Below are 25,229 nucleotides of genomic sequence, written 5' to 3' on the forward strand. Positions count from 1 at the left end.
TCGAGCACCGCGCCTCAGTCGAGCACGGTGCGTCAGTCGAGCACGGTGCGTCAGTCGAGCACCGCGCCGCCGGCGGGGCGCGCCCGGGTCAGTCGCGCGTGCCCCGCCGCCGGCCAGATCAGCTCGCGGCGGCCGGCACCTCCGCCGCGGGGGCAGCCTCGCTGTCCTTGTCCTTCTTCCCGGTCTGCTGGGGCACCCCGTGGATGCGCTCCAGCTCGATCTCGTCGGCGTCCGGCACGCGCGGCGCCGGCTTCGTCAGGGCGAAGGCGACGCAGATGCCGGCCAGGAGCAGGTAGCCCAGGGCGACCTGGCCGTTGGCGTTCCACTCGACCTTCTCGCCATGGATCAGGCCGATGAACGACAGCACCGATCCCACCGCCGCGAAGACCGCCGCCGAGACAAACCGTTTGTCGATGATGAAGGCGACGACCGAGCCCAGCACCAGGCCGGCTAGGATCGCCCCCTGCCCGAAGATCATCAATCCGTGGTAGACAACCCCAGCCTGGTTGATCTTGTCGTAACCCACCTCGGTCGCGCTGGTACCGGCGGCCGCCAACGCGTTGTCCATCAGACCGACCGCCCACGACGCGATGTTGGGCAGGAGGGCCGCGACCACCGCCGCCGCGTGCGCCCGGGGCGAGACCTGGAACGCCTGGGCACCGATCAACAGGCCGATGTAGAGCAGGATCGGCACGATCGCCGGCAGCGGCAGGATCGCGCCCAGGAGGCTGAACAGGCTGAAGAAACACAGGATCGCGATCATCACGCCGGTGGCCAGCGAGTAGCCGGTGCGGCCGCCGGCGCCCTTCCAGCCCGGGTGGCCGATGTAGACGGCGGGCGGGAACGGCGAGCCCAGGCAGGAGCCGACCACGGCGCCGAAGCCGTCAGCCAGCAGGACCGCGCGCAGGTTGTAGTTGTCACCGGCCGAGGCGGCGCTCTCCACGTTGGTCATGGCCTCGGTGAAGTTGTAGACGCCGAGGGGGATGGCCGTCGCGAGCAGCGGGGAGAGATCCTTCAGCCCGGAGAAGAGCATGTCGAACCGGAAGTCGGGTACGGCCAGCGCGATGTCCTTCGCCGCGGAGGTCACGTCCGGGGTGTGCATGAAGCCGCCGATCCAGCCGATCGCCGTCCCCACCAGCAGCGCGACCGCCCCGATCGGCAGGTTCCAGGGCAGCTTGATGTCGGTGAGCAGGCCGACGATGAGCAGGGCGAAGACCGGCAGCGAGATCCAGGCCGCCTCCCACATCTGCCCGGCAGGCCGCATCGAGATGAACGCGACCGAGATGCCGGCCAGGGTGCCCAGCATGGCCGCCCGGGGCGCGTAGCGGCGGATCGTCGGCCCGACGAACGCGCCGAGCATGACGATCACACCGATGATGAAGGCCCACGCCATGCCGGCTTCCCACGCCTTGAGCGGGTCCTTCGTCTTGAGGTAGATCGGCAGCATGATGACGAACGTGACGATGAACATGTGCGGCACGCTGGGGCCGTAGGGCATCGCCGTGACGTCCGACCGGCCTTCTTTCGCCGCGAGCCGGCGGGCCAGGTAGGTGTAGTACAGGTTGCCGAGGATCAGTGCGATCCCGAGCGCGGGCAGAATCGTGCCGAGCACGTCGCCCTTGGGAATTGCGACGACGCCGATGCACAGCCCGGTCAGCACCAGGACGTTGACCAGCACGTTGATGCCGAGCCCGAAGAACGCGTTGAGGTCCCCCCGGACCCACAGTGGCGGACCGGCGGTGGCTGTGCCGCCCGTCCCTGGAAACTTCACCATGACAGACTCCTCAATGACGGTGGGCACAGCCGCGGCGCGGCTGCCCGGGTGCCGGCCTCAAAGGCGGGCTGGTCGTGGTCCGTCCGGCATGCGGCGGCCGGATTCCTGCGTTACCGGCCGGTGCTGACCGGCCGGTCCTTACCTCACTGGCCGCCGGTCACCCGACGGCCCGGTGGCGGTCCGGCGGCGGTCACTGGGCGGCCGACGCCGCCGAGAGGGGCGCGAGCGCGTCGATGAACGCGACCGACGGCGCGACCCAGCCGAAGATGCCGCCCTGGGCGGCGATCATCTCGAGGGCGACCCGCTGGAACTCCGGGAAGTAGCTGCCGACGCAGTCGGACAGGACCAGGCACTCGTAGCCGCGGTCGTTGGCCTCCCGGACCGTCGTGTGTACGCACACCTCGGTCGTGACCCCGGTGACGACGAGGCTCCTTATGCCCTTCTCCGCCAGGATGTCGCCGAACGACGTGGCGTAGAAGGCGCCCTTGCCGGGCTTGTCGATGACGATCTCGCCCTCGATCGGCGCGAGCTCGTCGATGATGTCCTGGCCGTACTCGCCGCGAATGAGAATTCGCCCCTTCGGGCCCACGTCGCCGATTTTCAGGGTCGCGTTACCCCGGTTCAGCTTGGCCGGGGGAAGGTCCGAGAGGTCCGGCTGGTGGCCTTCCCGGGTGTGGATGACGGTCAGGCCGGCGGCGCGGGCCGCGGCGAAAACCGCCGTGAGCGGCTCGATGGTGCTCCGCAGCTGGGACACGTCGTTGCCGAGGCTTTCGCCGAAACCGCCCGGCTCCATGAAGTCGCGCTGCATGTCGATGACGACGAGGGCCGTCGTGGCTGGGTCGAAGGTGAAGTCGTATGGACGGGCCGGGACGGTGAGTTGTGCGCTCGTCATGCCAGGGGTCCTGTCGTCGGCGGAGACGGGGACGGGGACGGGGACGGTCTGCGGTGACCCGGAGAAACCGAACTGGCCAGCGCGCCCGTCGGCGCACCTCGCGGATCGCCGGGCGGACGGGGGTCTGCGCCGGGACAGGGGCGAGCCGGCCGGCACGGCCGGATTCGGGTCTTCTACGTGCGGTTTGGCTGGGATTTGGGGCTGGATACCCCGGGCGCTAGCTGCCTTCGACGACTGTCGGGCCGTCCGGTTTCGGGCCGCGTGTCCCTGTGTAACGCAGCAGTAAATGACGTATACGATTTCGTATCCGGCGTCGTATACAGATCCGGGCGAGGCGGCGCCGGCGACGCGGAGTAGCCAGCCGTCGGCCGGATCGACCGGATCGACCGGATCGGACGCTGCCGCTATCAGCACCCATGCGCGCCGGGACGGCGACCTCTACCTGGTCGACGGCGTCAGGCAGCTCATATCCGGCGTCGGGGCGTCCGGTCGGGGTGTCCGACGTCGCGGCGCTGGCCTGCCTGCGTCACCCCGACCTGGCCGAGGCCATCCGGGCGCGGATCATCGATGCAGATCATCGACAAGGACCGCTCGCCGCGCTGGTCGCCGCCCACGCTCGCGGACGTCGGCGCCGTCCTCGTCACGGAGTTCTTCGCCGTCCCCCCGCGACGGCGACCTCATCTCGACCTGGACCGAGGCCTGGCCCGGACCCGCCGGAAGCCGGCCCGATGACCGCGCCCGCGCTCGCCGGTAACAAGGACGACGCCTAGTGCCTGTCCCCGCCCCTGCTCACGTTCGCCCACCGGCACGCGGCTGGCAGATCACCACGCCCGTGTCGTCGCGGTCGCGAATCCGGCCAGATCGCGACCCCGGCGACACGCCTGCGGCGATCATGAATGTTCGCGGCGTCTCGCCGCGCGTCAGAAGTCCTCGTCGAAGGAGATCGAGCCCTCGACGGCGACCTGGTAGGAGGACACGCGCCGCTCGAAGAAGTTGGACAGCTCCTGCACGTCCTGCAGGTCGAGGAACGAGAACGGGTTGGCCGAGCCGAACATCGGCGCGAACCCGAGCTGGCCGAGCCGGCGGTCGGCGACGTGCTCCAGGTAACGGCGCATGTCCTGCGCGGTCATCCCGGCGATCCCACCCGCGAGCAGGTCCTCGGCGAACACGGTCTCCGCGTCGACCGCCTCGGCGAGCATCCGGCGCACGTCCGCCTCGAACCCGGCGTCGACCAGGTCGGGTTCCTCCGCCCGCACCGCGGCCACCACGTCGAGTGCGAACTCCATGTGCATCGACTCGTCGCGGAACACCCAGTTGGTGCCGGAGGCGAGCCCGTGCAGCAGGCCGCGGGAGCGCAGGAAATAGACGTAGGCGAACGCGCCGTAGAAGAACAGCCCCTCGATGCACGCGGCGAAGCAGATGAGGTTGAGCAGGAACGCCCGCCGGTGCTCGCGGGTGCGCAGGCGGTCGAGGTCGCCCAGCGAGTCGATCCACCGGTAGCAGAACTGCGCCTTCGCCCGGATCGACGGGATGTTCTCGACGGCGGCGAAGGCGCGGGTCCGCTCGTCCGGGTCGGGCAGGTAGGTGTCGAGCAGCGTCAGGTAGAACTGGACGTGCACGGCCTCCTCGAACAGCTGTCGGGAGAGATATAGCCGCGCCTCCGGCGCGTTGATGTGGCGGTAGAGGTTGAGGACCAGGTTGTTCGCGACGATCGTGTCGCCGGTCGCGAAGAACGCGACCAGCCGGTTGACCAGGTGCCGCTCGGCGGGGCTCAGCCGGTGCAGGTCGGCGAGGTCGGAGTGCAGGTCGACCTCCTCCACGGTCCACGTGTTGCGGATCGCCGCCCGGTAGCGGTCGTAGAAGGCCGGGTAGCGCATCGGCCGCAGCGTCAGGTTCATGCCCGGGTCGAGCAGCATCGGCCGCGTTTCCAGAACCTCGGCGGCGGGCCCGGCCTGGAGGGGCACGGCCGGGCCGGGTACCGGGTGGACGGGTGGGGAGGGGACGGGCCGAGCCGGGGCGGGCGTCGTCACTGGCAGGCCTCGCAGATCTCCGGGTTCTCCAGGGAGCAGGCGACGGCCGTGGCGGCGTCCCCGTCGGTCCCGCCGTCCCTCGGGGATTCCTCCCTCGGGGATTCCTGGGCCGGGATGGTGTACGTGGCGGCGGCCGTGACCGTGGCCTGCTGGATGCGGGTCGCGGGCCGCGACCGCAGGTAGTACGTCGTCTTGAGGCCGCTCGACCAGGCGTAGGAGTACATCGACGACAGCCGTCCGATGTTCGGGTCCGCCATGAACAGGTTCAGCGACTGGCTCTGGTCGATGTAGGGCATCCGCGCCACGGCCAGGTCGACCAGAGCCCGCTGCGGCAGCTCCCAGGCGGTCCGGAACAGGGCCCGGATGTCGTCCGGCAGCTCACCGAGCTCCTGCACCGAGCCGTCAGCGGACTTGATCCGCTCCCGGACCGGCGCCGTCCACAGCCCGCGGCGCCTCAGCTCCTCGACGAGGTAGTTGTTGATCTGCATGAACTCACCGGACAGCGTCTCGCGCTTGAACACGTTGGACACCTGCGGCTCGATGCACTCGTAGCAGCCCGCGATCGACGCGATGGTCGCGGTCGGAGCGATCGCGACCAGCAGGCAGTTGCGCAGGCCATGCTCGGCGATCCCGGCCCGCAGCGCCGTCCATCGCGCCGGCTGCGTCAGCGTCACGTCGAAATGGTCCGGGTGCAGCACCCCCCGCGCGGCCCGGGTCCGCGCGAACGCCGGATGCCGGCCGTGCTCACGGGCGAGCTCCACGGACCGTTCGAACGCGGTGAGCGCGATCTCCTCGGCGAGCCTGGTGGACAGCTCCCGGGCGGCGGCCGAGTCGAACGGCAGCCGCAGCGCGAAGAAGACGTCCTGCAGCCCCATCACGCCGAGTCCCACCGGCCGCCACCGCGGGTTGCTCGCGGCGGCCTCGGCGGTCGGGTAGTAGTTGATGTCGATCACCCGGTCGAGGAAGGTCACCGCGGTGCGGACGGTGGCCCGCAGCATCGCCCAGTCGATCCGGGCCGCGGGGTCCCCCACCGGGCCCGCCGACGCCGACCACTCGGCGTCGGCGGCCCCGGGCGCCAGCACGTGCCGGGCCAGGTTCACCGAGCCGAGGTTGCACACGGCGGTCTCGGCGTCGCTGGTGACCTGCAGGATCTCGGTGCACAGGTTCGACAGGTGGATGACGCTGCCCGGCTCGGCGGTCTGGTTGCCCGTCCGGTTCGCGGCGTCCTTGAAGGTCATCCAGCCGTTGCCGGTCTGCGCGAGCGTGCGCATCATCCGGGTGTAGAGGTCACGCGCGGGCAGCTGGCGGACGTAGCGCCCCGCGGCCTCCGCCGCCCGGTAGGCGCGGTCGAACTCGTCGCCCCACAGGTCCGTCAGCTCGGGGACCTCGTCGGGATCGATCAGCGACCAGGCCTCGTCGGCGTGCACCCGGCGCATGAACTCGTCCGGGATCCAGTGCGCGAGGCTCAGGTTGTGGGTGCGCCGGGCGTCCTCGCCGGTGTTGTCCCGCAGCTCCAGGAACTCCTCGATGTCGGGGTGCCAGGGCTCCAGGTACACGCAGGCGGCGCCCTTGCGCCGCCCGCCCTGGTTGACGGCGGCGACCGAGGCGTCGAGGGTGCGCAGCCACGGCACGATGCCGTTGGAACGGCCGTTCGTGCCGCGGATCAGCGCGCCGCGGGAGCGCACCCGGGAGAAGGCGATCCCGATGCCGCCGGCGAACTTCGACAGCCGGGCGACCTGGCCGTACCGCTCGTAGATCGACTCAAGCTCGTCGCGAGGCGAGTCGACCAGGAAGCAGCTCGACATCTGCGGATGCGCGGTGCCCGCGTTGAACAGCGTCGGCGAGCTCGGCAGATAGGCGAGCGACGCCATCAGCCGGTACAGCTCGGCCGCCTCGGCGACGTCGTGGGACAGCCCGCAGGCGACCCGCAGCAGCCAGCGCTGCGGCGTCTCCACGACCAGCCGGGTGCGCGGATGGCGCAGCAGGTAACGGTCCTGCACGGTGCGGATGCCGAAGTACTCGAACGCCCGGTCGGCGCCCGGGTCGACGAGCTCGTCCAGCTCGGCGGCGTGCGCGGCGACGAACACGGCGGTCGTGTCGCCGACGAGGCCGAGGCGGTGGCCGTTCGCGACGCCCTCGCTGAACGAGGTGATCCCCTGGCCGGCGACCTCGTCGGCGATGAGCCCGGCAAGCAGGCGGGCGGCGAGCCGCGAGTACTGCGGCTCCTCACCGATCAGGTCCGCGGCCGTCTGCACGGCGAGCCACCGGACCCGACCACATCGCGGCGGCCCGGCCCGCGGCGGACGGTGCGCGGAGCACCGTTCTCGCCCGGCCGTGCCGTACGCGCCGGTCGCTCGGGGCACGTCGTACGCGACGGCCGCTCCGTACGTGTTGGGCGCCGGCACGCGTCCAGGTGGCGGTCCGCGGCCGGCTTCCGCCTCAGCTCACCGACTCGCCGCCGGCCCGCATGCGGCTGGAGACCACCGCACCGCGGGTCCGTGACGCCGGCCGTGCCTGACCCGGGTTGACCCGGCGGCGTCCGGCGGCGTCTACTGTGACCATATCTCTGATATATCAACTCACGAGAGGGGTGGACGTGTCCGCCGGACGCGACGACCAGCTCACCCTGGTCGCCTTCATGCAGGCCTCGAACGTGTCGGTGTACTCGGGCTCCTGGCGGTACCCGAACTCGGCGCCCGACTTTCTCGACCTGCGCTACTACCAGCGGATCGCGCGGGTGCTCGAGGACGGCACGTTCGACCTGATGTTCTTCGACGACCGCCTCGCGATGCCATCGATCTACGGCGGGTCCCCCGACGACGCCGTCCGCTACGGCGCCCGCCCAGTCAAGATGGACCTGACGGCCGTACTGGGTGCCGCCGCCGCGGCGACGTCGCACCTGGGCCTGGGGGCGACCTACTCGACCACCTACTACCCGCCGTTCCACGTCGCGCGGACCTTCGCCACCCTCGACCACCTCAGCGGCGGCCGGGCGGCGTGGAACGTCGTCACGTCGGTGAACGACGCCGAGGCGCGCAACTTCGGGGTCGAGCAGCACCTCGCCCACGACGAGCGCTATGACCGCGCCGAGGAGTTCATCGAGATCGTCACCCAGCTGTGGGACTCCTGGGAGGATGACGCGCTGGTCCTGGACCGCGCCGCGGGTATCTTCGCCGACCCGGCCAAGGTCCACGAGATCAACTACGAGGGCAAGTACTTCAACGTGCGCGGCCCGCTCACGGTGCCCCGCCCGCCGCAGGGGCGGCCGCCCATCATCCAGGCCGGCCAGTCGGGCCGCGGCCAGCGCTTCGCCGCCCGGTGGGCAGACCTGATCTTCACCGCCGACCCGAGCCAGGCCGTGGCCCTTGAGCACTACAAGGCCCAGAAGGAGCAGATCGCGGCCGAGGGACGCGACCCGGGCGCTGTGCGCATGCTGCCCATGGTCTACGCCGTGGTGGGCGAGACCGAGGCGATCGCCCGGGAGAAGGAGAACATCTTCCTCAACGAGCTCGTGCACCCACTGGCGTCGCTGACGCTGCTGTCCGAGCTCACCAACCACGACTTCTCCGGCTACTCGCTCGACGACGAGATCACCGACGAGCTCATCGCCTCCATCTCCGGCATCCGCGGTCTCGTCCAGGGGGTGAAGCGGCACCTCGGCGGCGGGAAGCTGACCCTGCGCACCCTCGCCAGCCACCGGGCCTCCCTGCTGCAGGGCCCGCGGTTCGTCGGCACCGGCGAGCAGATCGCCGACCAGATGCAGGAGTGGTTCGAGTCCCGTTCCTGCGACGGCTTCGTCCTCGCCGCGACCCACTTCCCCGGGGCGTTCGAGGACTTCGTCCGGATGGTCGTGCCCGAGCTGCGCCGCCGCGGGCTGATGCGCTCCAGCTACAGCGGCTCGACGCTGCGGGAGAACCTGGGCCTCGCCCGTCCCACCAGCAGCTTCGCGAAGCCGACAGCCTGATCAGCGGGACCGTATTCGGATCCGGGCGAGCGGGGGCTCAGCGCTCGGATCCGAATACAGTCCTGGCGATCCTCCGCGGCGACAGTCCGGCGAACGCTGCTTCCACACCCGGCCAACAAAGATCCGCGGGAAGCCGCTAACTGGCGACGCTGGTGTCCGGCAGGGAATCAGCGTCGCCGGCCGGCTGAGGACCGAACATGCGGGCGACGAGCAGCCGGCCGGCGTTGATCACGTGTTCTTCCGAGACCCGGCGGGCGCGGGCGGCGTTGCGGGCGGAGAGCGCGTCGACGATGTCGTCGTGCTCCCGCAGGGCACAGCCCACCTGCTCGGGAACCATGTCGAAGAAGGACCACGGGATGATCCGCCCGGTCTGACGGATCAGCGCGATGAGCCGCACCGAGTCGCTGGCCCGGTTGATCGCCCGGTGGAACAGGAAGTTCGGCATCTTCGGGTCCCCGCCGGCCTCGACGGCGGCGCGGACGCCGTCGGCGAGCCGCCGCACCTCGTCGAGGGCGGGCACCGAGATCCGCTCCGCCGCCCAGGCCGCCGCGGAGCCCGCGAGCTGGGCGCTCAGGGCGAAGTTGTCCTCGACGTCGCGCTGGCGCAGGCCGATGACCGTGACCCCGCTGCGGGGGGCGACGTGGACCAGCCCCTCGAACTGCAGCGTCAGGCACGCTTCCCGAACCGGGGTCCGGCTCGTGCCCAGCCAGGAGGCGGTCTCGTCCAGGTCGATGCGTGTCCCCGGGCCGAACCGGCCGCTCATGATCTGGTCGCGCAGCACGTCGGCCACCCTGTCCCGGGCGGTCGCCCCCAGCCGGAGCCGGCGAAGGCCCGTTCCGTCGGCGTCTCCCGCCGACCCCGCCGAGGCCGGGGCGTCTACTACCACCGCTTACTCACCCTTGATGGCTCCGCCACTGCCACCCTTGATGGCTCCGTCATCGTGCGGATGTAGATGACTCGGCGTGGGCACGGCAATCAGCGTATATCAGAGAGGACTGTCTCACGCCGCGCCGCGGGGCAGTCCGGCGCGCCAGACTCGGCGCACCGGACTCCGAAACCGGCTCCTCGGTCTGTCGACGGGCGGCCATCGGGGATCTCAGGCGACATCCCCGATGAGGTGGAACCGGCGCCGGAAATAGACAGCGGGATGCTCCTCGCCGACCGAGGTCCGTTCGACCCGGCCGAGCAGGATCGAGTGGTCACCCGCCGGCTGCACCGCATGGGTGACGCAGCTGAACGTCGCGCTCGCCCGGTCGAGGACGGGCAGACCGTGCTCGCCTGCGCGGAAGCCCGCGTCCGCGAACTTGTCGGCGCCCCTGGTCGCGAAACGGACGGCGAGGTCCGCGTGCTCGGGGTGCACCACGTGCACGACGAACCGCTCGGCAGCGGCGAACGCCGGGTGGCACTCGGCCTTCGCCGCGAGGCAGACGAGCACCAGCGGCGGGTCCATGGAGACCGAGCAGAACGAACTGGCGGTGAAACCCCACCAGCGCCCGGTGTGGTCCGTTGTCGTCACGATCGTCACGCCGCTGGGAAACAGCGCCATGGCCTCGCGGAAGAGCCGCGTCGCGTCGTCCGTCATGTCGGTACGGGGGGCCTCTGCCGCACTTGTCACTAGAGCAGCCTGCCGGATTGATATATCAGATGTCAAGGCATCGACTGAACCGGGCGTGCGCACCGGACTGGCGGAGCCGGGCCAGACGCGAGCAAGCCCGGCGGGTCGCGGATCGCGACCCGCCGGGCTCGGCCGAGGCCGGTATGAGGTGGGTATGCGACCGTCAGGATGCCGGGGACGGCGTGGCGGCCGCCGCTGGGCGGGCAGCCGACGCGGGAGCCTTCACCTTGGCGGTGACGCGCTCGGCTAGCGCGCCGAAGGCGAGACCGATCGTCGCCCACATGATCATCTGGGCGATGATGGAGTACAGCCGGAACTTGAACAGGACGTCGGCCGGGAAGCCCGGATACACGATCTTCCCGTCTGGTCCGAGCAGCGGCTGCGGGGTCTCGGTGGCGTGCTTGCCGTACTGGGACTCGTTGAGCGGGAAGTGACCCAGGGCGGGCAGCAGCGCCATCGCGACGGAGACAACGACTACGAAGCCGAGCGCCGCGAGCAGGCTGCCGTACCAGGCACCAAAGCGTCCGGCAAGGCGGTAGCCGGCTACCACAGCGAGGATGAGCGCGACGACGGAGATGCCGACCATCGCCAGGTAGACCGCGCTGCGGTCGCCGATCGTCTCCGAGTGGCCGACCGCGGGTGGGTTCGCGGGGTACTTGACGAACGGCACCGCGTAGAAGCCGAGGAAGCAGGCAGCGGCGAGCAGAGCCGCGAGCACCCGCGGCCGGATGCCGGGGAAGCGGCGGGAGACGACGAGGTAGGCGACGACGAACAGGCCGCCCATCGCCAGGCCGAAGAGGACCATCCCGGTGGCGATACCGAGGTTGCGCTGGAGCCCCCGGCTGAAGATCTCCGCTTCTTCCCCATCGACCGTCAGGCCCGCGGCCTTGTAGAGCTCGTTCTGGGCGGCGTCGCGGCCCGCTTCATAGTCGATCGCGTTCTGGATGAACGGTTCGGCGAAGATCCGGGCGAAGACAAACGCCAGGAGGCCGCCGAGAGCGCCGACGCCGAGGGCACGGTAAATGAAACGTGATTCCATGATGGCTCCGGCTTCTCAGTGACAGGGGAAGCCGAGGAAGTGCCGCGCGTCATGGACGAACTCATGGATGTGGCTGTCCTGACCGAACAGCGACGTCGCGCCCTGGTCAATACCGATGAAGTAGTACAGCAGGAGCGAAAGAGTGAGGACTCCCCCGAGCCACAGCGCCCGCGCGCTGATGGGTGAGGAGATCGATTGGTCGTGCGCATCGACAACAGGCGCATTGGTACTCACAGCAGCCCCCTTCGGGATCACGCGTCCCTGAACATTCGGACTGGACCCGCGGGTGGGTCTGACTCCCAAGCGACCGCCCGGACGGGCGGGACAGCTTGATCACAGTGGCGCGACCGCGCCGGATTCGCACCGGCTTCCACCCACAGATCGCGTTCGCAGTGTGCGGGGCACGCCAGAACATGTCAACGCCCTATCAACCAGGTCACACGACCTGTGCCGGCCGCGTCCGCCCGGCGGCATCGCTGGGCCCCTCCGACGCACGGACGGTCAGGCGGGACGACGAAGGTCCCGGCCGGGCCGTTTCCGGGGAGCGGGCTCCATCCGCGATCTGGCAGACACCTCGGTCCGAGGCCGTCCGGTCCCCCCGCGGACCTCGCGGTGGTCGGCCATGACGACTCTCTGACGGACTCGGTGAGGTCGGGGGCGACCAGCGACATGTTCGGATCCCTGCTTTCTGGGCGATGGCCAGTGGGCGGACCTGAGGTCAGCGGGTGAACGGGGTCAGAGGGCGAACAGCAGGGAGCCAGCCGGTGCTCTACACCCACTTCAAGGGCAAGGACGCGATCATGACGGCGGTCGCCGTCGAAGGCTTCGCCGAGCTGGCCGAGGTCCTGCGCGCGGCCCGCACCGAGGCGCCGGACGCCGACCGTGCCCTCGCCGACGTCAGCCTGGCCTACACCGCGTTCGCCGACCAGCGCCCCGCGCTTTACGACGCGATGTTCGCGCAGGCCGTCAACCTGCCGTTCGCCACCCCGGGAGCGCCGGCCGCCCTGCACGCGGCCTTCGGCGAACTGGCCGAGACCGTCCGCCCGCACGCGGACGGCGACGACCTAGGTGTCCTGACCGAGACTCTCTGGGCCGCCCTGCACGGCCTGGTCACGCTCATGCGCGGCGGCCGGCTCCCCCGCGATCACCACCACCGCAGGCTCGCGCTCCTCCTGGCCCGTGTCGGGTAGCACGGTCGCGCGGGCTGAGCACCCGTCACCCTCAACCACCGACAGAAGGCGTTTCTCACCCGCACGCCGTACGACCCGAACGCGGACATCCCCGGCGGTGTCGACCCACAAGGCTGGCAGACATACTGACTAACACCAAGACCTACGACCGTGGCTGACCGCGCAGTCCCGGCCCATTTGCTAAGCCCACCGGCTTGCTCGGACCACCGTCCCGGCTTACTGGTCCGGCCTACCGGTCCGGAATCTCGTACGCCACGTCGGCGGCCTCGATGCGCTCCAGGTCGCGAGCCTGGACCGTGTACCCGGTGAACCGTTCGACGGCGACCAGGCACTTCTCGGTCCTGTCGCGGTAGTCCTTGAAGTCGAGCCCCGCCAGGTAGGGCTCCGCCGCGGCGGGCGTCGGCTGCCACAGCCCGGGCTCGAACCCGTGGAAGAGCGCCTCACCGCCTTCAGCCAGCCCCAGCCGCGGGCCCGCGCTGACGTTCCAGAACACGCTCCCGGTCCGGCCGAGCCGGGAGAGCGCGGCCAGAACCTCGGGACGGCTGCCCCGGAAGGCGTTGTCCTCGATCGCGACCACCGCGCCGTCGACGGCGATGACCGCCAGTGCCCGCATCGTCAGGTCGTCGGAGGCGCGGGTGTCCCAGAACGACCGCGGTACCGCCGGGTCGGCGCCGAACGCGCGCAGCACGGCGTCGGTGTCCGCCGGCCCGGCGATGACCGTGATCGTCGCGCCCTCGGAGATCGACGTGTGCCTGAACCATCGGTAGGCATACTCGGGCCGGTCGACCAGCGGCGGCTCCGGCTCGCCACGCAGCCGCGCCCCCAGCCGGTCGGAGCGCTTGTACACGATCTCCGGTTCGCGGGGCGCCTCCCAGACAATCAGCTGGTACCGCTCGTCGGTCACGACACCCGACACGCTGACCCTGCCGGGCGAGTCGTCCCGACCGGAGGCGTGCACCCGCAGTCGCAGCTCGCCGGGCCACGGCGGGGCCTGCTCGCGCAGGTTGGCGCTGCGCGGAATGTGACCGGCCTCCACCGACGGCCGGCCCAGCACGCTCGCGGCGCCGGCCATGGACGTCCAGCTGATCTCGACGACCTCGTCCCAGACCAGGACGTCCACGTCCGGCGGGGCGCCGGCGAGCACCTCGAGCCGTACCGAGACGAGACCATGGTCCGTGCCGGTGCGGATCACGGCGCCGCCGGCCACCTCCGTGACCAGGCCGTTGCCAGCGAAGGCGCCGGCGTCGGTTTCGGGTAGCTCGCTCTCCAGCAGGCCGATCCGGTGGTCCGCCGGTTCCACATGTCCCCAGGCACTGCGCGGCAGCAGGTACTCGGCCCGGCGCCGCGCCAGGGCCGCCGCCGCGTACGCGGCCGGCATCGGCGCCACCGCGAGGACCTGCGCCGCCGCCCCCAGCCCGACGCCGATGACCGCCGCCTCCCCGCCAGCCACCGCCGGCGGGGCCAGCTCGGCCAGCACCGCCACCGCGGTCGCCACCCCCAGCGCCAGGTGCGCGCGGCCATGCCACGCCGCGACGGCTGTCTCCGCTTCAGCCGGCGTCCGATCGCCCTCGACCTCCGGCGGCGTCAGCAGCGGCGCGACGCCGGGATGCGCGCGCAGCGCCCGCACCAGTTCCGCCACCAGGATCGTGATCCCCCAGCGGAACTGATCGAGCATGATGACGGCGTTCTCCAGATCGCTGCCGTCCGCGGCCGAGAGCAGGACGCTTCGAGCCCCGTCCGGCGGACGCGGCACACCCGCCGTCAGCCCGGGCGGGACGTCGGCCAACACCAGGCCGTCGACCGCGACCTCCAGCGCGCCGTGCAGCCGGGCGGTCAGCGTCGACCCGAGCCGGCGCAGCTCCCGCAGCACCGGCGACTCGGCCGGGCCGGCCGGGAACGACGGCACAAACGGCGGTGGAGGTTGCTGCGCCCCAGGAGGCCCCGACACCGACACCGACATCGGCATCGGCATCGGCATCGGTCCGGACCGCATAACCGGCGGTGGCGCTGGCGGGCCTGGCTGCGCCGACGGCACCGGCCCGCCGGCGGCGGCGAGCTGACCTCGCATCTGGCCGGACAAGACGGGCTCGGTCGCCGCCCACGGCACGGGGCGACCCGGCCTCAGCGCGGTGGCGGGCAGCCTCCCGACGGCTCCCACCACCGTCATCCCGGCCGGCCCCGCGAGCCCGAGCCGCCCGAGCCGCGCGGCCGGCTCCCGTGGAACACGGGCGACCAACGACGGCATCACCCGCGCCACTGCCGCCCCCAATGCCACGAACGCGACCGGCCCGACGGGACCCGTGCCCGGCTCCAGGGCCTGCACGTCGTCAGTCTCAGCTGGCCGCTCCATCGCGGGCCTCCTTCAGATCAGTCCCCGGCGATGATCTCTGCTGGGTGCCATAACACCACAAGCCAATCAGCGTGCGCCATCCGACCCGACAAGCCCGCGCCATACCAGACCGCCAAGGCGCAATCATCCAGACCGTCGAGCCGCCGTTCATCGTGAGATCCAAACGGCCCTTGACCATGGCCGTCCGTGAACGGGCACCATTCCTGGCGCCCGCCACGCCTCTCCCGTCCCACCGTCCGAGGCGTCTCCGATCTTGGCGCAGAGCACCGGATCATCGTTCCTGATCTGACAGGAGACCTTGGCCAGGGCGTCCACGACCGTGACGGCGCCCGCGTCGATGACCTCCTGCCAGTCGAGCGGATCAACGAAAGGCGGGGTCGAACGTTGGTATGTGTGTCAGTAGTGTTCGGTGGACGGCTCACCTCGACACCGCATGTCTTGTCGGCACCGCGCCCTGGCGCCTGCCCGGGTCGCGTGTGTCCGCACCGATATGCACGGACAAGGTGGACGAGCACGAACGGAGCAGGGTCCGAACATGCCGAACCGCGCACCGTCGCCGTCATCGCAGCGGGCAGCATCCCGGCCCCTGAGCGACAGCCTCGACGAAGCCGGCGCCGAGGCGATGCGCCGGGCCTTCCGGCGGCACGCGGCGGGCGTCACGATCGTGACGATGTCCGGACAGCGCGGCCCGGTGGGCTTCACCGCGACATCGGTGGCCTCCCTGTCCGAACGCCCCCCGCTGCTGGCGCTGGCGCTGTCGGTCCGGTCGTCGATCGCGCCGACGCTACGCGCCGCCGAAACGCTCCTCGTTCACCTGCTCTCCCGGGATCAGCAGGACCTCGCCGCGCGCTTCGCCGCGCCGGGTGCCGACCGGTTCGCCGCGCCCACCCGCTGGCGCCGGCTCGACACCGGCGAACCGTTGCTGCTCGACGCGGCCACCTGGCTGCGCTGCCGGATCCGGGACCGTTCCGCCACGGGAGACCACTGGCTGGTGGTCGCGGAGGTCCTCGAAAGCCGGGTCGATCCCACGGCGGAGCCACTCGTCTACCACGACGGCGGCTACGGCACCGTCCTCAAGAGCGACGACGGCCCCGCGAACAGCGGCCCGAAGGCCGGCGACGGCGGCGGGAAGGCCAACGACGGCGATCTCGGTATTCGCGGACGGTCGCCGTCGGGCTCCTGACCGGTTCGGCGGATACGCGGCTCAGCGGATACATGGTCGGGCCGCCCAGTGGAGGGGCCGCTGGGGCCTTTTCCGTGGATCTCGTTTGGGCGGCGGTCGACGGGTAACCGGATGCCAGTTCGCATACTCAGCTGGCTGACGGCCCGAGCGATCGGCTCGCCGAACCGCCCGCGTCCTTCCATGTGGATTCGCCGGGCCTGTGCGCGGTCAGGCGCCGCCCACGGTGAAGAAGGGGAGGTCGAGCGGGGTGACGAGGCCGGGTGGGGCGGCGCAGACGGTGGGGATGGCGTTGAGGAGGCGCATGGCGGTGCCGACGACGCCGGCCACGGCGTGGCCGCCGCCGTCGTCGAGGCGGGGCTCGAGCTCGAGCGTGAACGACGGGTGGCCGGTGACCTCGACACGGTAGCCGGAGCGGCCGCCGGCCAGGATCGGCCAGTCCGGGCCGATGTCGTCGCGCAGCCGGTTGACGTGGGCGGCGACGATCGCGGGCCGGCCGCCGACGATGCCAGTCACGTCGAAACGGACGGCCGCGGTGCTGCCCTGCTCGATGCGTCCCATCGCCGTGTGGAACGTCTCCGGGGCCGGAAGTCGCTCATGCTCCTCACGGATCTCGTCGAGCGTCCAGCCGAGCGCGTCGGCCAGGAGCCGGACGATCCCGCCCCAGCCGAAGGTCACCGCCCCGGGCTCGTACAGCGCGGCCGGGTGATCGAGCGGCAGGCCGAAACCGAATACCTCGCCGGTGAACGTCGGGTCGGCGTACTCGCCGTAGTTCATCAGCTCGCTGACTCGTATCGAGTCGACGCGTTCGCACATCTGCGCCACCAGCAGCGGGAGCATGTCACCGGACCAGCCCGGGTCGATGCCCGAGGTGAACAGGGTGGTCCCGCCCTTCTCGCAGGCGGTCGCGAGCCGGCCACGGGTCGCGTCGTCGAGGAACGCCGGGTTGACCAGGAAGACGAGCGCGGTGTTCACGACGTTCTTGCCGGCGGCGAGGATCATGCACAGCTCGTCGATCGTGTCGTCGATCCGGGACTCGCCCTGGACCATGTACGACACGCAGTCTGCGTCGGTGGCCAGCAGCGCGTCGATGTCGTCGGTGGCGACCACCCCGGTGGGCTCGCTCAGCCCGCACAACTCGGCCGCGTCCCGTCCGATCTTGGCCGGCGAGTGGGCATGCACGCCGACCAGCTCGAGATCCGGCCGCCGGATGATCCCCCGTAAGGCGTGCAGGCCAACGTTTCCGGTCCCCCACTGGATCACGCGTAGCGGGCTCATCAGCTACCTCCGGTCACAACCTGAGTCACGGCAACGTCGGCGAACGGTAGCCATGATCGGTGCTGCGAGGGATGCCCGCCAGCGGAATGACCGGCCGGACTGCAAGTTCGGCGGGCCTTGAGGGTAGGCGGCCCGGATCGCCGTTTCACCGCCCGCCCGAGTCCTCGGCACCTGTCCGTGTCGAGTTCACCCCGTTCCTTGCTCTCAAGGCCGCCGTGCTCAACCTGTTCTCGACCGGCGCCGCCTATGGTGTCGTGACCTTTACACGGCTGGCTGGCGGTCCTCGTGTCGGGTGGTAGCCGTGTTCGCTACCATGAGCGGTGAGCGCGGGAGGGCGCTTCCGGGTCCGCGGGCAGGACTGAGTCCACCTCCAGCGACATGACTTACCCCAGGCTGGTGACGTTCTCCTTTCCAGCTCGGCGCGCGGACCGCGAGCTGACGAGGGGACGTCATGCCCAGTCTTCCCGCCCGCCCGGACTTCCAGCAGCTTCGTCACCAGGCCAGAGACCTCCTACGGGCCGCCCAAGGCGGTGACGCCACCGCGCTGGCGCGTGTTCACGCCGTCGGGACCGAGGTCGGTCTCGCGAACGCCCAGCTCGCCGTCGCCCGCGAGTACGGATTCACCAGCTGGACCCGGCTGAAGATCGAGGTCGACCGCCGCGAGACCCTCGACGACGTCGACGTGGCAAAGCTGGCCGACCTGCTTGCCCGCGAGCCGCGCCTGGCCACCGCCGAGATGACCCAGTGGTGCGACCACCCGTTGGGCGCATCGCCGCTGAACTACGTCGCGATGCTGCGCTACGACACGTCCCGCGACATCTGGCGGGACGTCCCCGGCGCCGCGGCGCTGGCACGCGCGCTGCTCGCGGCCGGAGCACCGGTCGACGGCGAGCCGGGCAGCCCGGAGACTCCCCTGATCACCGCGGCCAGCTACGGCGATGCCGAGGTCGCCGAGGTCCTCATCCGGGCGGGTGCCGACCTCGAGGCCACCTCCTCGGCGACATCCGGCGGGGTTCCCAGCGGAAACGCGCTGCTGCACGCGGCCGTGTTCGGCATGACCGAGGTGGTAGACGTCCTGGTGAAGGCAGGCGCACGGATCCGGGACCTTGTCATCGGCGCGGCGGCCGGCGACATCAGCCGCTGGCCTCTCGGGGAGGCCAGCCCGCAGCAGTGTCTCCTCGCGCTCCTCATGGCCGTGGACCATGAGCGGTTGACGGTGATCAAGGCGCTGGTCGCGGCTGGCACGCCTGTCGACGGGGTCGACGAGACCTGGGGCCGCCATCCGCTGCGACTCGCCGCCGCGAACGGCCGACCCGCGAGCGTCCGATGCCTGCTCGCCCTCGGCGCCGACCCCAACCTGCGGGACGCCGACGGGCTCACGCCACTGGAGCTGTGCCGAGCTGGGCACCCCCACCACCTCCCCGGCACCGGCCACGCCGAGGTCGAGAACATCCTCGAACCCGTCACCGCGCCCGACCCCGCATAGCGGGAGACCGACCCGCCTCGTGCCCGTGTGTGCTCGGCTACTCGACGCCGTGGCCAGCTCCCGCGAGATCCGCCCAGACCTGGATGCCTACGAGCTCATGCGCGGCGTCGGGGCATCTACCTGGGCGCCGACACGACTCACCGCTACGACGCATGTCGACCAGTCGAGTTCCTCGCTGCTGGACTGCGCCGGCCACAGTGACCTGCTGGACGCCCATCCTCCGCCTGCACCCGCGCAAGCACGGGATCGCGCTGGGCGAGCACACCGTAGGCATGTCCCAGGTCGCCGGCCATCACGACCTCACCTGACTAGGGCGTCTGGGCGGCGAGGAGGCAGAGGTCGTCCTCCCGTCCGGCTGGCCCGGCGACGTGGGTGAGGATGTGGTCACAGAGGCCGGTGAGGCCGCCGTGCCCGTGTGGGTCGTGGTCGGCGGCGACGTCGGCCAGGGTGTCGAGCCGGTCGGTGATCGAGAGGTGGCGGCGCTCGACGAGCCCGTCGGTGTAGAGGAGGAGCCGCGATTCCGGCGGCAGGCTCAGGTCGGTCTGGCTGTAGGTGAGCGACGGATCGACGCCTGGTGCCGGCTGGTGGCATGGCCTCTGGCCGCATCGCCCCGGCCCGCGGGTCGCCGCCGACCCTTCTCGGGCCCCGCTGACCGACCTGCCTACGCAGTCCAGCGTATGGCTTGTGGCGCGTCCCGGCGTGGGAGAGTGCGCCGGCGATCGCTCTCCATGCGTCGCTCCGCGCTCGACACGCCGGCCACGCGGGTGGGCCACGCGTTCCGGACATCCCGGCGCGGCCCCGTTGTGGGACGGAGGCCTGCGACGGTGACGTGGGCGACCGGGATGGGTGCTTCCTGGCTGAACGGGAGGGGATGTCCAGCAGTTCAGCCAGTCGCGCGACGTCGCGCCACAGACCGGTGCGGCGTCGTCCTCCGCGCAGCTCGGTGATGTTGTGACGCCCTCGGGGCCGCCGCGGGTCGGATGACCGCTCGCACGAAGACGGCCGGTGGTGGGCGCACACCGGGACAGCCCCGGTCCGGCTGGCTCGCCCTCGTCCCGCGCGTCGGGACGCGGATCGTCCGCGCAGGGGCCGGCAGCCGGAAAACGTCATCCGGGCGGCCCGGATCGTCGCGGTCCAGTTCGGGCAGGTGGAAAATGGTGCCAATTTTACATCACAGCCTTCGTCGTGCCCGAGTCGGAAATCTGTCAGGAGAACGGCCGTGATGGAGAACACCGCTAATCGCGACCCGCGGCCGGCCGGCCGGGAATGTCCGACCATAGAATGGTGGCCGTGGAGAGTAGCGAGACTACCGAGACCGTCGTCCTCCTCAACCTCGATGGAGAGGCCATAGGAGTCGCGCCGAAGGCAACAGTTCACGGACCTCGAACGCCACTCCACCTCGCGTTCTCGTGTTACGTCTTCGACGCGTCTGACCGCCTTCTTGTGACACGCCGGTCCTTCGACAAACGTACCTGGCCCGGGGTGCTCACCAACACGTGCTGCGGACATCCGGCTCTCGGCGAGGCCATACCGGCGGCTATTTCGCGCCGGCTGGCTGACGAACTGGGCCTACGTGTCCAGAACATTCGCCTGGTCCTTCCCACCTTCCGCTACCGCTCCGTGATGGAAGACGGGACCGTCGAGAACGAGATCTGCCCGGTCTTCTCCGCCACGACGTCGGAGCCCTTCCAGCTCAACCCGGAGGAGGTCGCCGAGGCGTACTGGACTCCTTGGTCGACATTCGTGGGCGACGTTTCGTCGGGTTCGCTCGGCGTGTCTCCGTGGTGTCGCATGCAGGTGGGGCACCTACGCGCGCTCGGGCCGTCACCCAGGGACTGGCCGACGGCCTCGGAAGAGGCGCTGCCAACGGCGGCACGGGAGTCTTCGCCGGTGGGATCACCTGGTCGGATCGCGGTATCGGGCCCCTGAGAATCTGTGCTGGCACCCGTGGACGCGGTGACGAGAGGGCCCGGGCGATCAATGGGACGACGCGTGGCCGGGTACCGTCGGGATGATGTATCGCGAGCAGCGGGCCCGGATGCTGGCGGCCACCATGTGGTTGGCGGCCGCACCAGATCGTGCGGGCGAGACGACGGCCCAGGCCGACGCCACCTCCGCGGGGCGAGCGGAGCATCGCGTCCTGCCCGACGGCTGCATGGACCTGATCTGGTCGCGGGCCGGGCCGGGTGACGTCGGGCACGTCTTCGTCGCCGGTCCGGACACCGCCCCGGCGTTCGCGCTCTGGCGGCCGGGCTCGCTCCACCTGGGTATGCGGTTCGACTCGGCGGTCGGCCCGGCGCGCATCGGCGTCCCGGCCAGCGAGGTCCGCGACCGCCGGGTGCCGCTGGTAGAGATCTGGGGCGCGGCCGAGGCGACCCGGCTCGCCGAGCGCCTCGCGGCCGCCGAGGCGCCGGCGGCGGCGTTCGAGGCCGAGATCGCCCGCCGTGGCCGGCGGGCCGGGCTGGCCGACCTGCTGCCGCCGGCGGCGCTGGCCGGCATCCGCGCAGGGGCTCCGGTGGCCGAGGTCGCCCGGGCCGCGGCGCTCAGCGAACGCCAGTTCCTGCGCCGCTGCCAGCTCGCGGTCGGCTACGGGCCGAAGACGCTGGCCCGGATCGTCCGCTTCCGCCGCGCGCTGGCGCTGGCCCGCGCCGGGTCGCCGTTCGCCGGCGTGGCCGCCGCGGCCGGCTACGCCGACCAGGCTCATCTCGCCCGCGAGGTCCGTGCCCTCGGCGGGGCGCCGCTACGCGAGCTGGTCATGCCGGCGGCCGACTCCGTCGGTGCCTCCTGACCGGCCGGCCTGACCCGGCCAGCCGGTTGGCTCAGCTACCGGCCAACGGGGCGTACAGGTCGACGTGGTTGCCGTCGGGATCGGCCACCGTCGCGTACCGCTGGCCCCAGAAGGCGTCCCACGGCGGACGTTCGCCGGTGTATCCGGCGCCGGTCAGGTCGGCGTAGACCTTGTCGACCTCGGCCGGGTCGGCGCAGGCGAACGCGAGCCCGAGCCGCGGTGAGCCGGAGCCCGGTCGCCAGCTCGGGTCGAACGAGCGGATCGTGTCGTCGGTGTCGAAGGCGAGGCGGCCGTTCGGGGTCGTGACCTCGACATGCGGCTCCGCGTCGGCCGCCGTGGGGATCTCCAGGCCGAGGCGGCGGTAGAACGCCAGCCCCCGCGCCATGTCGGACACCACGATTCCAGTCAGTGAGAACGTTGGCATACCCAGACCGTAGGGAAAGCGGCCCTGCCTGGCTTGAACGAATCGGACGCCGCGCCGGGCGGGCGGCTCCGGCGACGCCGCGAACATCCGCGCGACGGCTCCGACCCGGTAGTCGCCTGCCCGAGCTCGTGAACCGGCTCGTCCTCAGCGAACGAACCGTCGAAGCCCACGCGCGCCACGTGCTGCTCAAACTCGACATCCCCGAGAGCACGGGCGGCCATCGCCGGGTACTGGCCGTACTCGCCCACCTCCGAGCCGTCCACGAATGGGGCTGACGTCGATGGACGACGGGAGCTGCATCTTGGCTGGCTTCGCGGCGCTGCCCGTCCCGCGGCTGGACCTGCGCCGGCGGTGGCAGTCGTTGCCCTTGCTGGCGCTGCTGGTCGCGCTGGCGTCCGGGTAGGCCGCTGGCGAACTCCGCGGTGCTCGTCGACGGCGAGATGATCTCGGCGACCGTGCTGCCGAGCGTCCGGCGGACCTCGTCATCGCCGCCCTGTCCGAGCCGCCTTGTCCGACGGCATGCCGCGCCACTGTCCGGGAGGAACAGCCGAAGCTCGAGCGGCGCAGACGTTGCACCAACCGCACGATCGGGTGGCGCGGCACGGTCAGGGCACCCGCGACGGAAAGCGTGACGGTGTAGATCGCGTACAGCCCGCTGTCGTGGGCGGGCTCCGGGCCCCACGACAACGCGACCGCGACGACCTCTGCCGCCAGCGTCGCCGCGAACACCGACGCCAGCCACCACGCAAGTGAAGGCGCATCACGCCCGCTAATTGTCCCAATCCTCGCCGAGAGCCGGCAACGGTGCTGGCGCGCAACGACGGTCAGTGCTGGCGCGTATCGGTGATTCAGCCCCTGCCCTGATGCCGGCCCCCGGCCCCGACTCGTACAACGACACCAGCAACAGAATCGATCGGGAGGAACGATGTCTTCAACCAGCAACGCACATGTCCGCCAGATACCCATAGCAGCCATCGGTTTCATCGGCGCCGCGGCGTTCACCGTCGTCGCTGGTGCGGTGCTCCAGTTCGGCATCCAGCCCGCCACCGACCTCTCCGATGACATGTGGCGCTATCCCTGGTCGAGCAGCGGCGCCTTCGTGGCGTTCTCGGTCGTCAGCGCCGTGGTGCACGCGCTCGTCGTCGTCGGCGTCGAAGTGGCCCGCGGGGGCGGCGGCACGGCGGGTCCGGCGGCCGCGCCCACCGGCGGAGCTGACAGAGCCGGCAGAGCTGACAGAGCCGGCTTAGTTCCGTGTCACTGGAGCACCTCGGGGCGGGCGGCGTCACGTCGCCGGGGCGTCCGCCGGGTACCAGCGAAGCTCGACGGTGTTGCCATCGGGATCGCTGATGTAGAGCGAAACCGCGTTGCCGCGCGCGCCGAAGCGGGTGGCCGGGCCGTCCACGACCGTGACGGCGCCCGCGTCGATGACTTCCTGCCAGTCGAGCGGGTCCACGACGAGACAGAAATGATCCACGTTGGCCGAGCCCCGTGGCAGCGCGACCAGGTCGATGATGGTCTCGCCGCTGACGCGGACGGACGGGAACGGAGCCTTGCCCGCCCGCCACTGCTCGACCCGGACGGGCTCAAGGCCGAGAACGCCGCAGTAGAAGGCGAGCGAACGCTCGACGTCGCCCACGTTGAGAACGAGATGGTCGAATCCGGTGACCCGCATGGCGATCAATCCTTCCCCGTCGATCCGTGACACCACCCCCACGGTCACCCCTCGCGACCGCCCAAGATCTTCCCGGCTCGCCGCATCACAGGCGACGCGCTGAGCCTGACAGGTCCAAGCCGAACACGGCAGTCCTCTCGGCCTCTGGCAGATCGCTGCCACGCCGCTGGCAGGTCGGCTGGCCCGGTAGGTCGCTGGCCTGGCAGCGGCGTCGGAGCACGCGACAGACCCGTCTCAGCAGACGGAGAGGGCTCCGCACCCGGCCGAAGTGCCTGGTCGCGAGCGATGGCATGGTCTTCATAGCCCGTTGTCCGGGGCCCGCGCCCGCTTACCAGGCGACACGTATCCGGGCACCGGCTGGAGGCGGGCCGGGAGGAGGCATGTCGGAATGAGGGTGCGGGTGCCTGTGATCGCGCTCACCGGGTACCTGGGCGCGGGCAAGACGACGGTGCTCAACCGCCTGCTCCAGACGCCGGGGGCGCGCCTGGGGGTGGTGGTCAACGACTTCGGAGCGATCAACGTCGATGCCGCGCTGATCACCGGTCAGGTCGACCAACCGGCCTCGATCGCGGGCGGGTGCCTGTGCTGCCTGCCAGACACGGACGGCCTGGACGAGGCGCTGGAGAAACTGACCCATCCCCGGCTGCGGCTGGACGCGGTGATCGTGGAGGCCAGCGGCGTGGCTGACCCGCCAGCACTGGCGAGGCTCATCCGGTTCAGTGGTGTGGACCGCGTCCGCCCCGGCGGCCTCATCGACGTGATCGACGCCGCCTCGTACTTCGCGACCGTCGACAGAGGCGGCCTGCCGCCGGCCCGGTTCGCGTCCGCCTCGCTCGTCCTGATCAACAAGACCGACCGGGTTCCGCCGGCGCACCGGGCCGAGACGGTGGCACGGATCTCCAGCCGGGTGCGCGCGAGCAACCCACATGCCCACATCGTCGACACGACGCACGGCCGCATCGACCCGGCACTCGTGTTCGACGCCGCGAGCCCGCACGACCCCGCAGACGAGCTTCCGCTCGCGGCCCTGGCCAGGCACGACCACGACGACGAGCCACACCCGCGCGTCGGCGCGGTCACCGTCCCCGCCGCCGGCCCGATCGATCCTGGCCTGCTGGTCGACCTGCTCGAGGATCCACCCACGAACGTCTACCGGCTCAAGGGCACCGTGACCGTAAACACGGGGCGGGGTATGCGCGGCTACGTGGTCAACATCGTCGGACGACAGACCCACCTCGCGATGAGGCCCGTGACGGAAGGCCCCGACGGTCTCGTCGCCATCGGCATGCATCTCGACGAGCCCACCGTCCGCGCCCGTCTCGAGGCAGCACTCCAGCCCTGCCTCGACCGCCCCGCCGCGGACGGGGTACGCCGCCTCGCCCGGCTCCGCCGCCTGAGCGCCTGAACACGCAGCGACCCCCACCACAGATTCCACATCCGTCACGCACGCTCGGTTCGGCTGGTACCGCCCTCACCACAGCGGCCGAGATCTGACGAGCTATCAGGCCGTAGGACTACCGGCTCCGTGAGGCGACCGCCGCCAGGCG

The 25,229-nt window shown here is 71.0% G+C and carries 23 protein-coding genes; 10 read left to right on the top strand and 13 right to left on the bottom strand.

Annotated elements, in window-relative coordinates; all coding sequences use genetic code 11:
- Window positions 1–118: 118 nt before the first annotated feature.
- Both BCD48_RS42685 and BCD48_RS42690 read right to left on the bottom strand, forming a co-directional pair.
- Entirely contained in the window at window positions 119–1,774 is a 1,656-nt protein-coding gene (locus BCD48_RS42685) for a SulP family inorganic anion transporter (protein ID WP_071054188.1), read from the bottom strand.
- 190 nt (window positions 1,775–1,964) lie between these two features.
- Window positions 1,965–2,666, bottom strand: a complete 702-nt coding sequence (locus tag BCD48_RS42690; RefSeq protein WP_071054189.1) for a cysteine hydrolase family protein — start codon at window positions 2,664–2,666, stop codon at window positions 1,965–1,967.
- Between the two features lie 567 nt (window positions 2,667–3,233).
- Between BCD48_RS42690 and BCD48_RS52805 the strand changes: the two genes are divergently transcribed.
- A complete protein-coding gene (locus BCD48_RS52805; protein ID WP_241842418.1) occupies window positions 3,234–3,398 on the top strand; it encodes a hypothetical protein in 165 nt (54 codons plus the stop codon).
- A gap of 188 nt (window positions 3,399–3,586) precedes the next feature.
- Here the strand turns inward: BCD48_RS52805 and BCD48_RS42695 are convergent, their stop codons facing one another.
- Window positions 3,587–4,696, bottom strand: coding sequence for a ribonucleotide-diphosphate reductase subunit beta (locus tag BCD48_RS42695; RefSeq protein WP_241842419.1), 1,110 nt, complete (start codon window positions 4,694–4,696; stop codon window positions 3,587–3,589).
- The gene (locus BCD48_RS42700; RefSeq protein ID WP_241842420.1) at window positions 4,693–6,951 is read right to left on the bottom strand and encodes a ribonucleoside-diphosphate reductase subunit alpha; all 2,259 of its coding nucleotides are present in this window, start codon (window positions 6,949–6,951) and stop codon (window positions 4,693–4,695) included. The genes BCD48_RS42695 and BCD48_RS42700 overlap by 4 nt, the downstream gene beginning before the upstream one ends.
- A gap of 341 nt (window positions 6,952–7,292) precedes the next feature.
- Here BCD48_RS42700 and BCD48_RS42705 point away from each other — a divergent pair, with 341 nt between their 5' ends.
- Window positions 7,293–8,660 carry an LLM class flavin-dependent oxidoreductase gene (locus BCD48_RS42705; RefSeq protein ID WP_198543631.1) on the top strand — a complete coding sequence of 456 codons (1,368 nt, stop codon included), beginning with the start codon at window positions 7,293–7,295 and terminating at the stop codon, window positions 8,658–8,660.
- A gap of 136 nt (window positions 8,661–8,796) precedes the next feature.
- Here the strand turns inward: BCD48_RS42705 and BCD48_RS42710 are convergent, their stop codons facing one another.
- The 4 genes from BCD48_RS42710 to BCD48_RS42725 form a co-directional block, all read right to left on the bottom strand.
- Window positions 8,797–9,546 (bottom strand): GntR family transcriptional regulator, encoded by a 750-nt coding sequence (locus tag BCD48_RS42710; RefSeq protein ID WP_071054191.1) that lies wholly within the window; start codon window positions 9,544–9,546, stop codon window positions 8,797–8,799.
- A gap of 210 nt (window positions 9,547–9,756) precedes the next feature.
- On the bottom strand, window positions 9,757–10,275 hold the full coding sequence (locus BCD48_RS42715; RefSeq protein ID WP_241842421.1) for a flavin reductase family protein: 519 nt from the start codon (window positions 10,273–10,275) through the stop codon (window positions 9,757–9,759).
- 163 nt (window positions 10,276–10,438) lie between these two features.
- Window positions 10,439–11,314, bottom strand: coding sequence for a CbtA family protein (locus BCD48_RS42720; protein ID WP_071054195.1), 876 nt, complete (start codon window positions 11,312–11,314; stop codon window positions 10,439–10,441).
- 15 nt (window positions 11,315–11,329) lie between these two features.
- Window positions 11,330–11,548: a CbtB domain-containing protein gene (locus BCD48_RS42725; protein WP_083420074.1), complete on the bottom strand. Its 219-nt coding sequence runs from the start codon at window positions 11,546–11,548 to the stop codon at window positions 11,330–11,332.
- Window positions 11,549–12,078: 530 nt separating this feature from the next.
- Between BCD48_RS42725 and BCD48_RS42730 the strand changes: the two genes are divergently transcribed.
- Complete coding sequence (locus tag BCD48_RS42730; protein WP_198543632.1) at window positions 12,079–12,504, top strand: TetR-like C-terminal domain-containing protein; 426 nt, start codon at window positions 12,079–12,081, stop codon at window positions 12,502–12,504.
- 229 nt (window positions 12,505–12,733) lie between these two features.
- Here the strand turns inward: BCD48_RS42730 and BCD48_RS42735 are convergent, their stop codons facing one another.
- Complete coding sequence (locus tag BCD48_RS42735; protein ID WP_071054198.1) at window positions 12,734–14,854, bottom strand: hypothetical protein; 2,121 nt, start codon at window positions 14,852–14,854, stop codon at window positions 12,734–12,736.
- 535 nt (window positions 14,855–15,389) lie between these two features.
- On the opposite strand from BCD48_RS42735, the gene BCD48_RS42740 reads away from it, so the two are divergent.
- Window positions 15,390–16,037: a flavin reductase family protein gene (locus BCD48_RS42740; RefSeq protein WP_071054200.1), complete on the top strand. Its 648-nt coding sequence runs from the start codon at window positions 15,390–15,392 to the stop codon at window positions 16,035–16,037.
- Between the two features lie 207 nt (window positions 16,038–16,244).
- Here the strand turns inward: BCD48_RS42740 and BCD48_RS42745 are convergent, their stop codons facing one another.
- Window positions 16,245–17,312, bottom strand: coding sequence for an NAD(P)H-dependent amine dehydrogenase family protein (locus BCD48_RS42745; RefSeq protein ID WP_071054202.1), 1,068 nt, complete (start codon window positions 17,310–17,312; stop codon window positions 16,245–16,247).
- A gap of 451 nt (window positions 17,313–17,763) precedes the next feature.
- Here BCD48_RS42745 and BCD48_RS42750 point away from each other — a divergent pair, with 451 nt between their 5' ends.
- A complete protein-coding gene (locus BCD48_RS42750) occupies window positions 17,764–18,798 on the top strand; it encodes an ankyrin repeat domain-containing protein (RefSeq protein WP_071054204.1) in 1,035 nt (344 codons plus the stop codon).
- 308 nt (window positions 18,799–19,106) lie between these two features.
- On the opposite strand, the gene BCD48_RS54640 is transcribed toward BCD48_RS42750, so the two are convergent.
- Complete coding sequence (locus BCD48_RS54640; protein WP_071054206.1) at window positions 19,107–19,571, bottom strand: SpoIIE family protein phosphatase; 465 nt, start codon at window positions 19,569–19,571, stop codon at window positions 19,107–19,109.
- A 508-nt stretch (window positions 19,572–20,079) separates the two neighbouring features.
- On the opposite strand from BCD48_RS54640, the gene idi reads away from it, so the two are divergent.
- Window positions 20,080–20,727 (top strand): isopentenyl-diphosphate Delta-isomerase, encoded by a 648-nt coding sequence (gene idi / locus BCD48_RS48190; protein ID WP_083420071.1) that lies wholly within the window; start codon window positions 20,080–20,082, stop codon window positions 20,725–20,727.
- An 82-nt stretch (window positions 20,728–20,809) separates the two neighbouring features.
- Window positions 20,810–21,586 (top strand): helix-turn-helix domain-containing protein, encoded by a 777-nt coding sequence (locus BCD48_RS42760; protein ID WP_241842422.1) that lies wholly within the window; start codon window positions 20,810–20,812, stop codon window positions 21,584–21,586.
- Window positions 21,587–21,617: 31 nt separating this feature from the next.
- Here the strand turns inward: BCD48_RS42760 and BCD48_RS42765 are convergent, their stop codons facing one another.
- Entirely contained in the window at window positions 21,618–21,971 is a 354-nt protein-coding gene (locus tag BCD48_RS42765; RefSeq protein WP_241842423.1) for a VOC family protein, read from the bottom strand.
- A gap of 167 nt (window positions 21,972–22,138) precedes the next feature.
- On the opposite strand from BCD48_RS42765, the gene BCD48_RS50345 reads away from it, so the two are divergent.
- A complete protein-coding gene (locus BCD48_RS50345) occupies window positions 22,139–22,285 on the top strand; it encodes a hypothetical protein (protein WP_241842424.1) in 147 nt (48 codons plus the stop codon).
- 5 nt (window positions 22,286–22,290) lie between these two features.
- A complete protein-coding gene (locus BCD48_RS55255) occupies window positions 22,291–22,413 on the top strand; it encodes a hypothetical protein (RefSeq protein WP_274536638.1) in 123 nt (40 codons plus the stop codon).
- 879 nt (window positions 22,414–23,292) lie between these two features.
- Here BCD48_RS55255 and BCD48_RS42770 read toward each other — a convergent pair.
- Window positions 23,293–23,682 (bottom strand): VOC family protein, encoded by a 390-nt coding sequence (locus BCD48_RS42770; RefSeq protein WP_071054210.1) that lies wholly within the window; start codon window positions 23,680–23,682, stop codon window positions 23,293–23,295.
- A gap of 388 nt (window positions 23,683–24,070) precedes the next feature.
- Here BCD48_RS42770 and BCD48_RS42775 point away from each other — a divergent pair, with 388 nt between their 5' ends.
- A complete protein-coding gene (locus BCD48_RS42775; RefSeq protein ID WP_071054212.1) occupies window positions 24,071–25,087 on the top strand; it encodes a CobW family GTP-binding protein in 1,017 nt (338 codons plus the stop codon).
- Window positions 25,088–25,229 lie beyond the last annotated feature (142 nt).

This window comes from Pseudofrankia coriaricola (assembly GCF_001854805.1).
GTDB lineage: Bacteria > Actinomycetota > Actinomycetes > Frankiales > Frankiaceae > Pseudofrankia.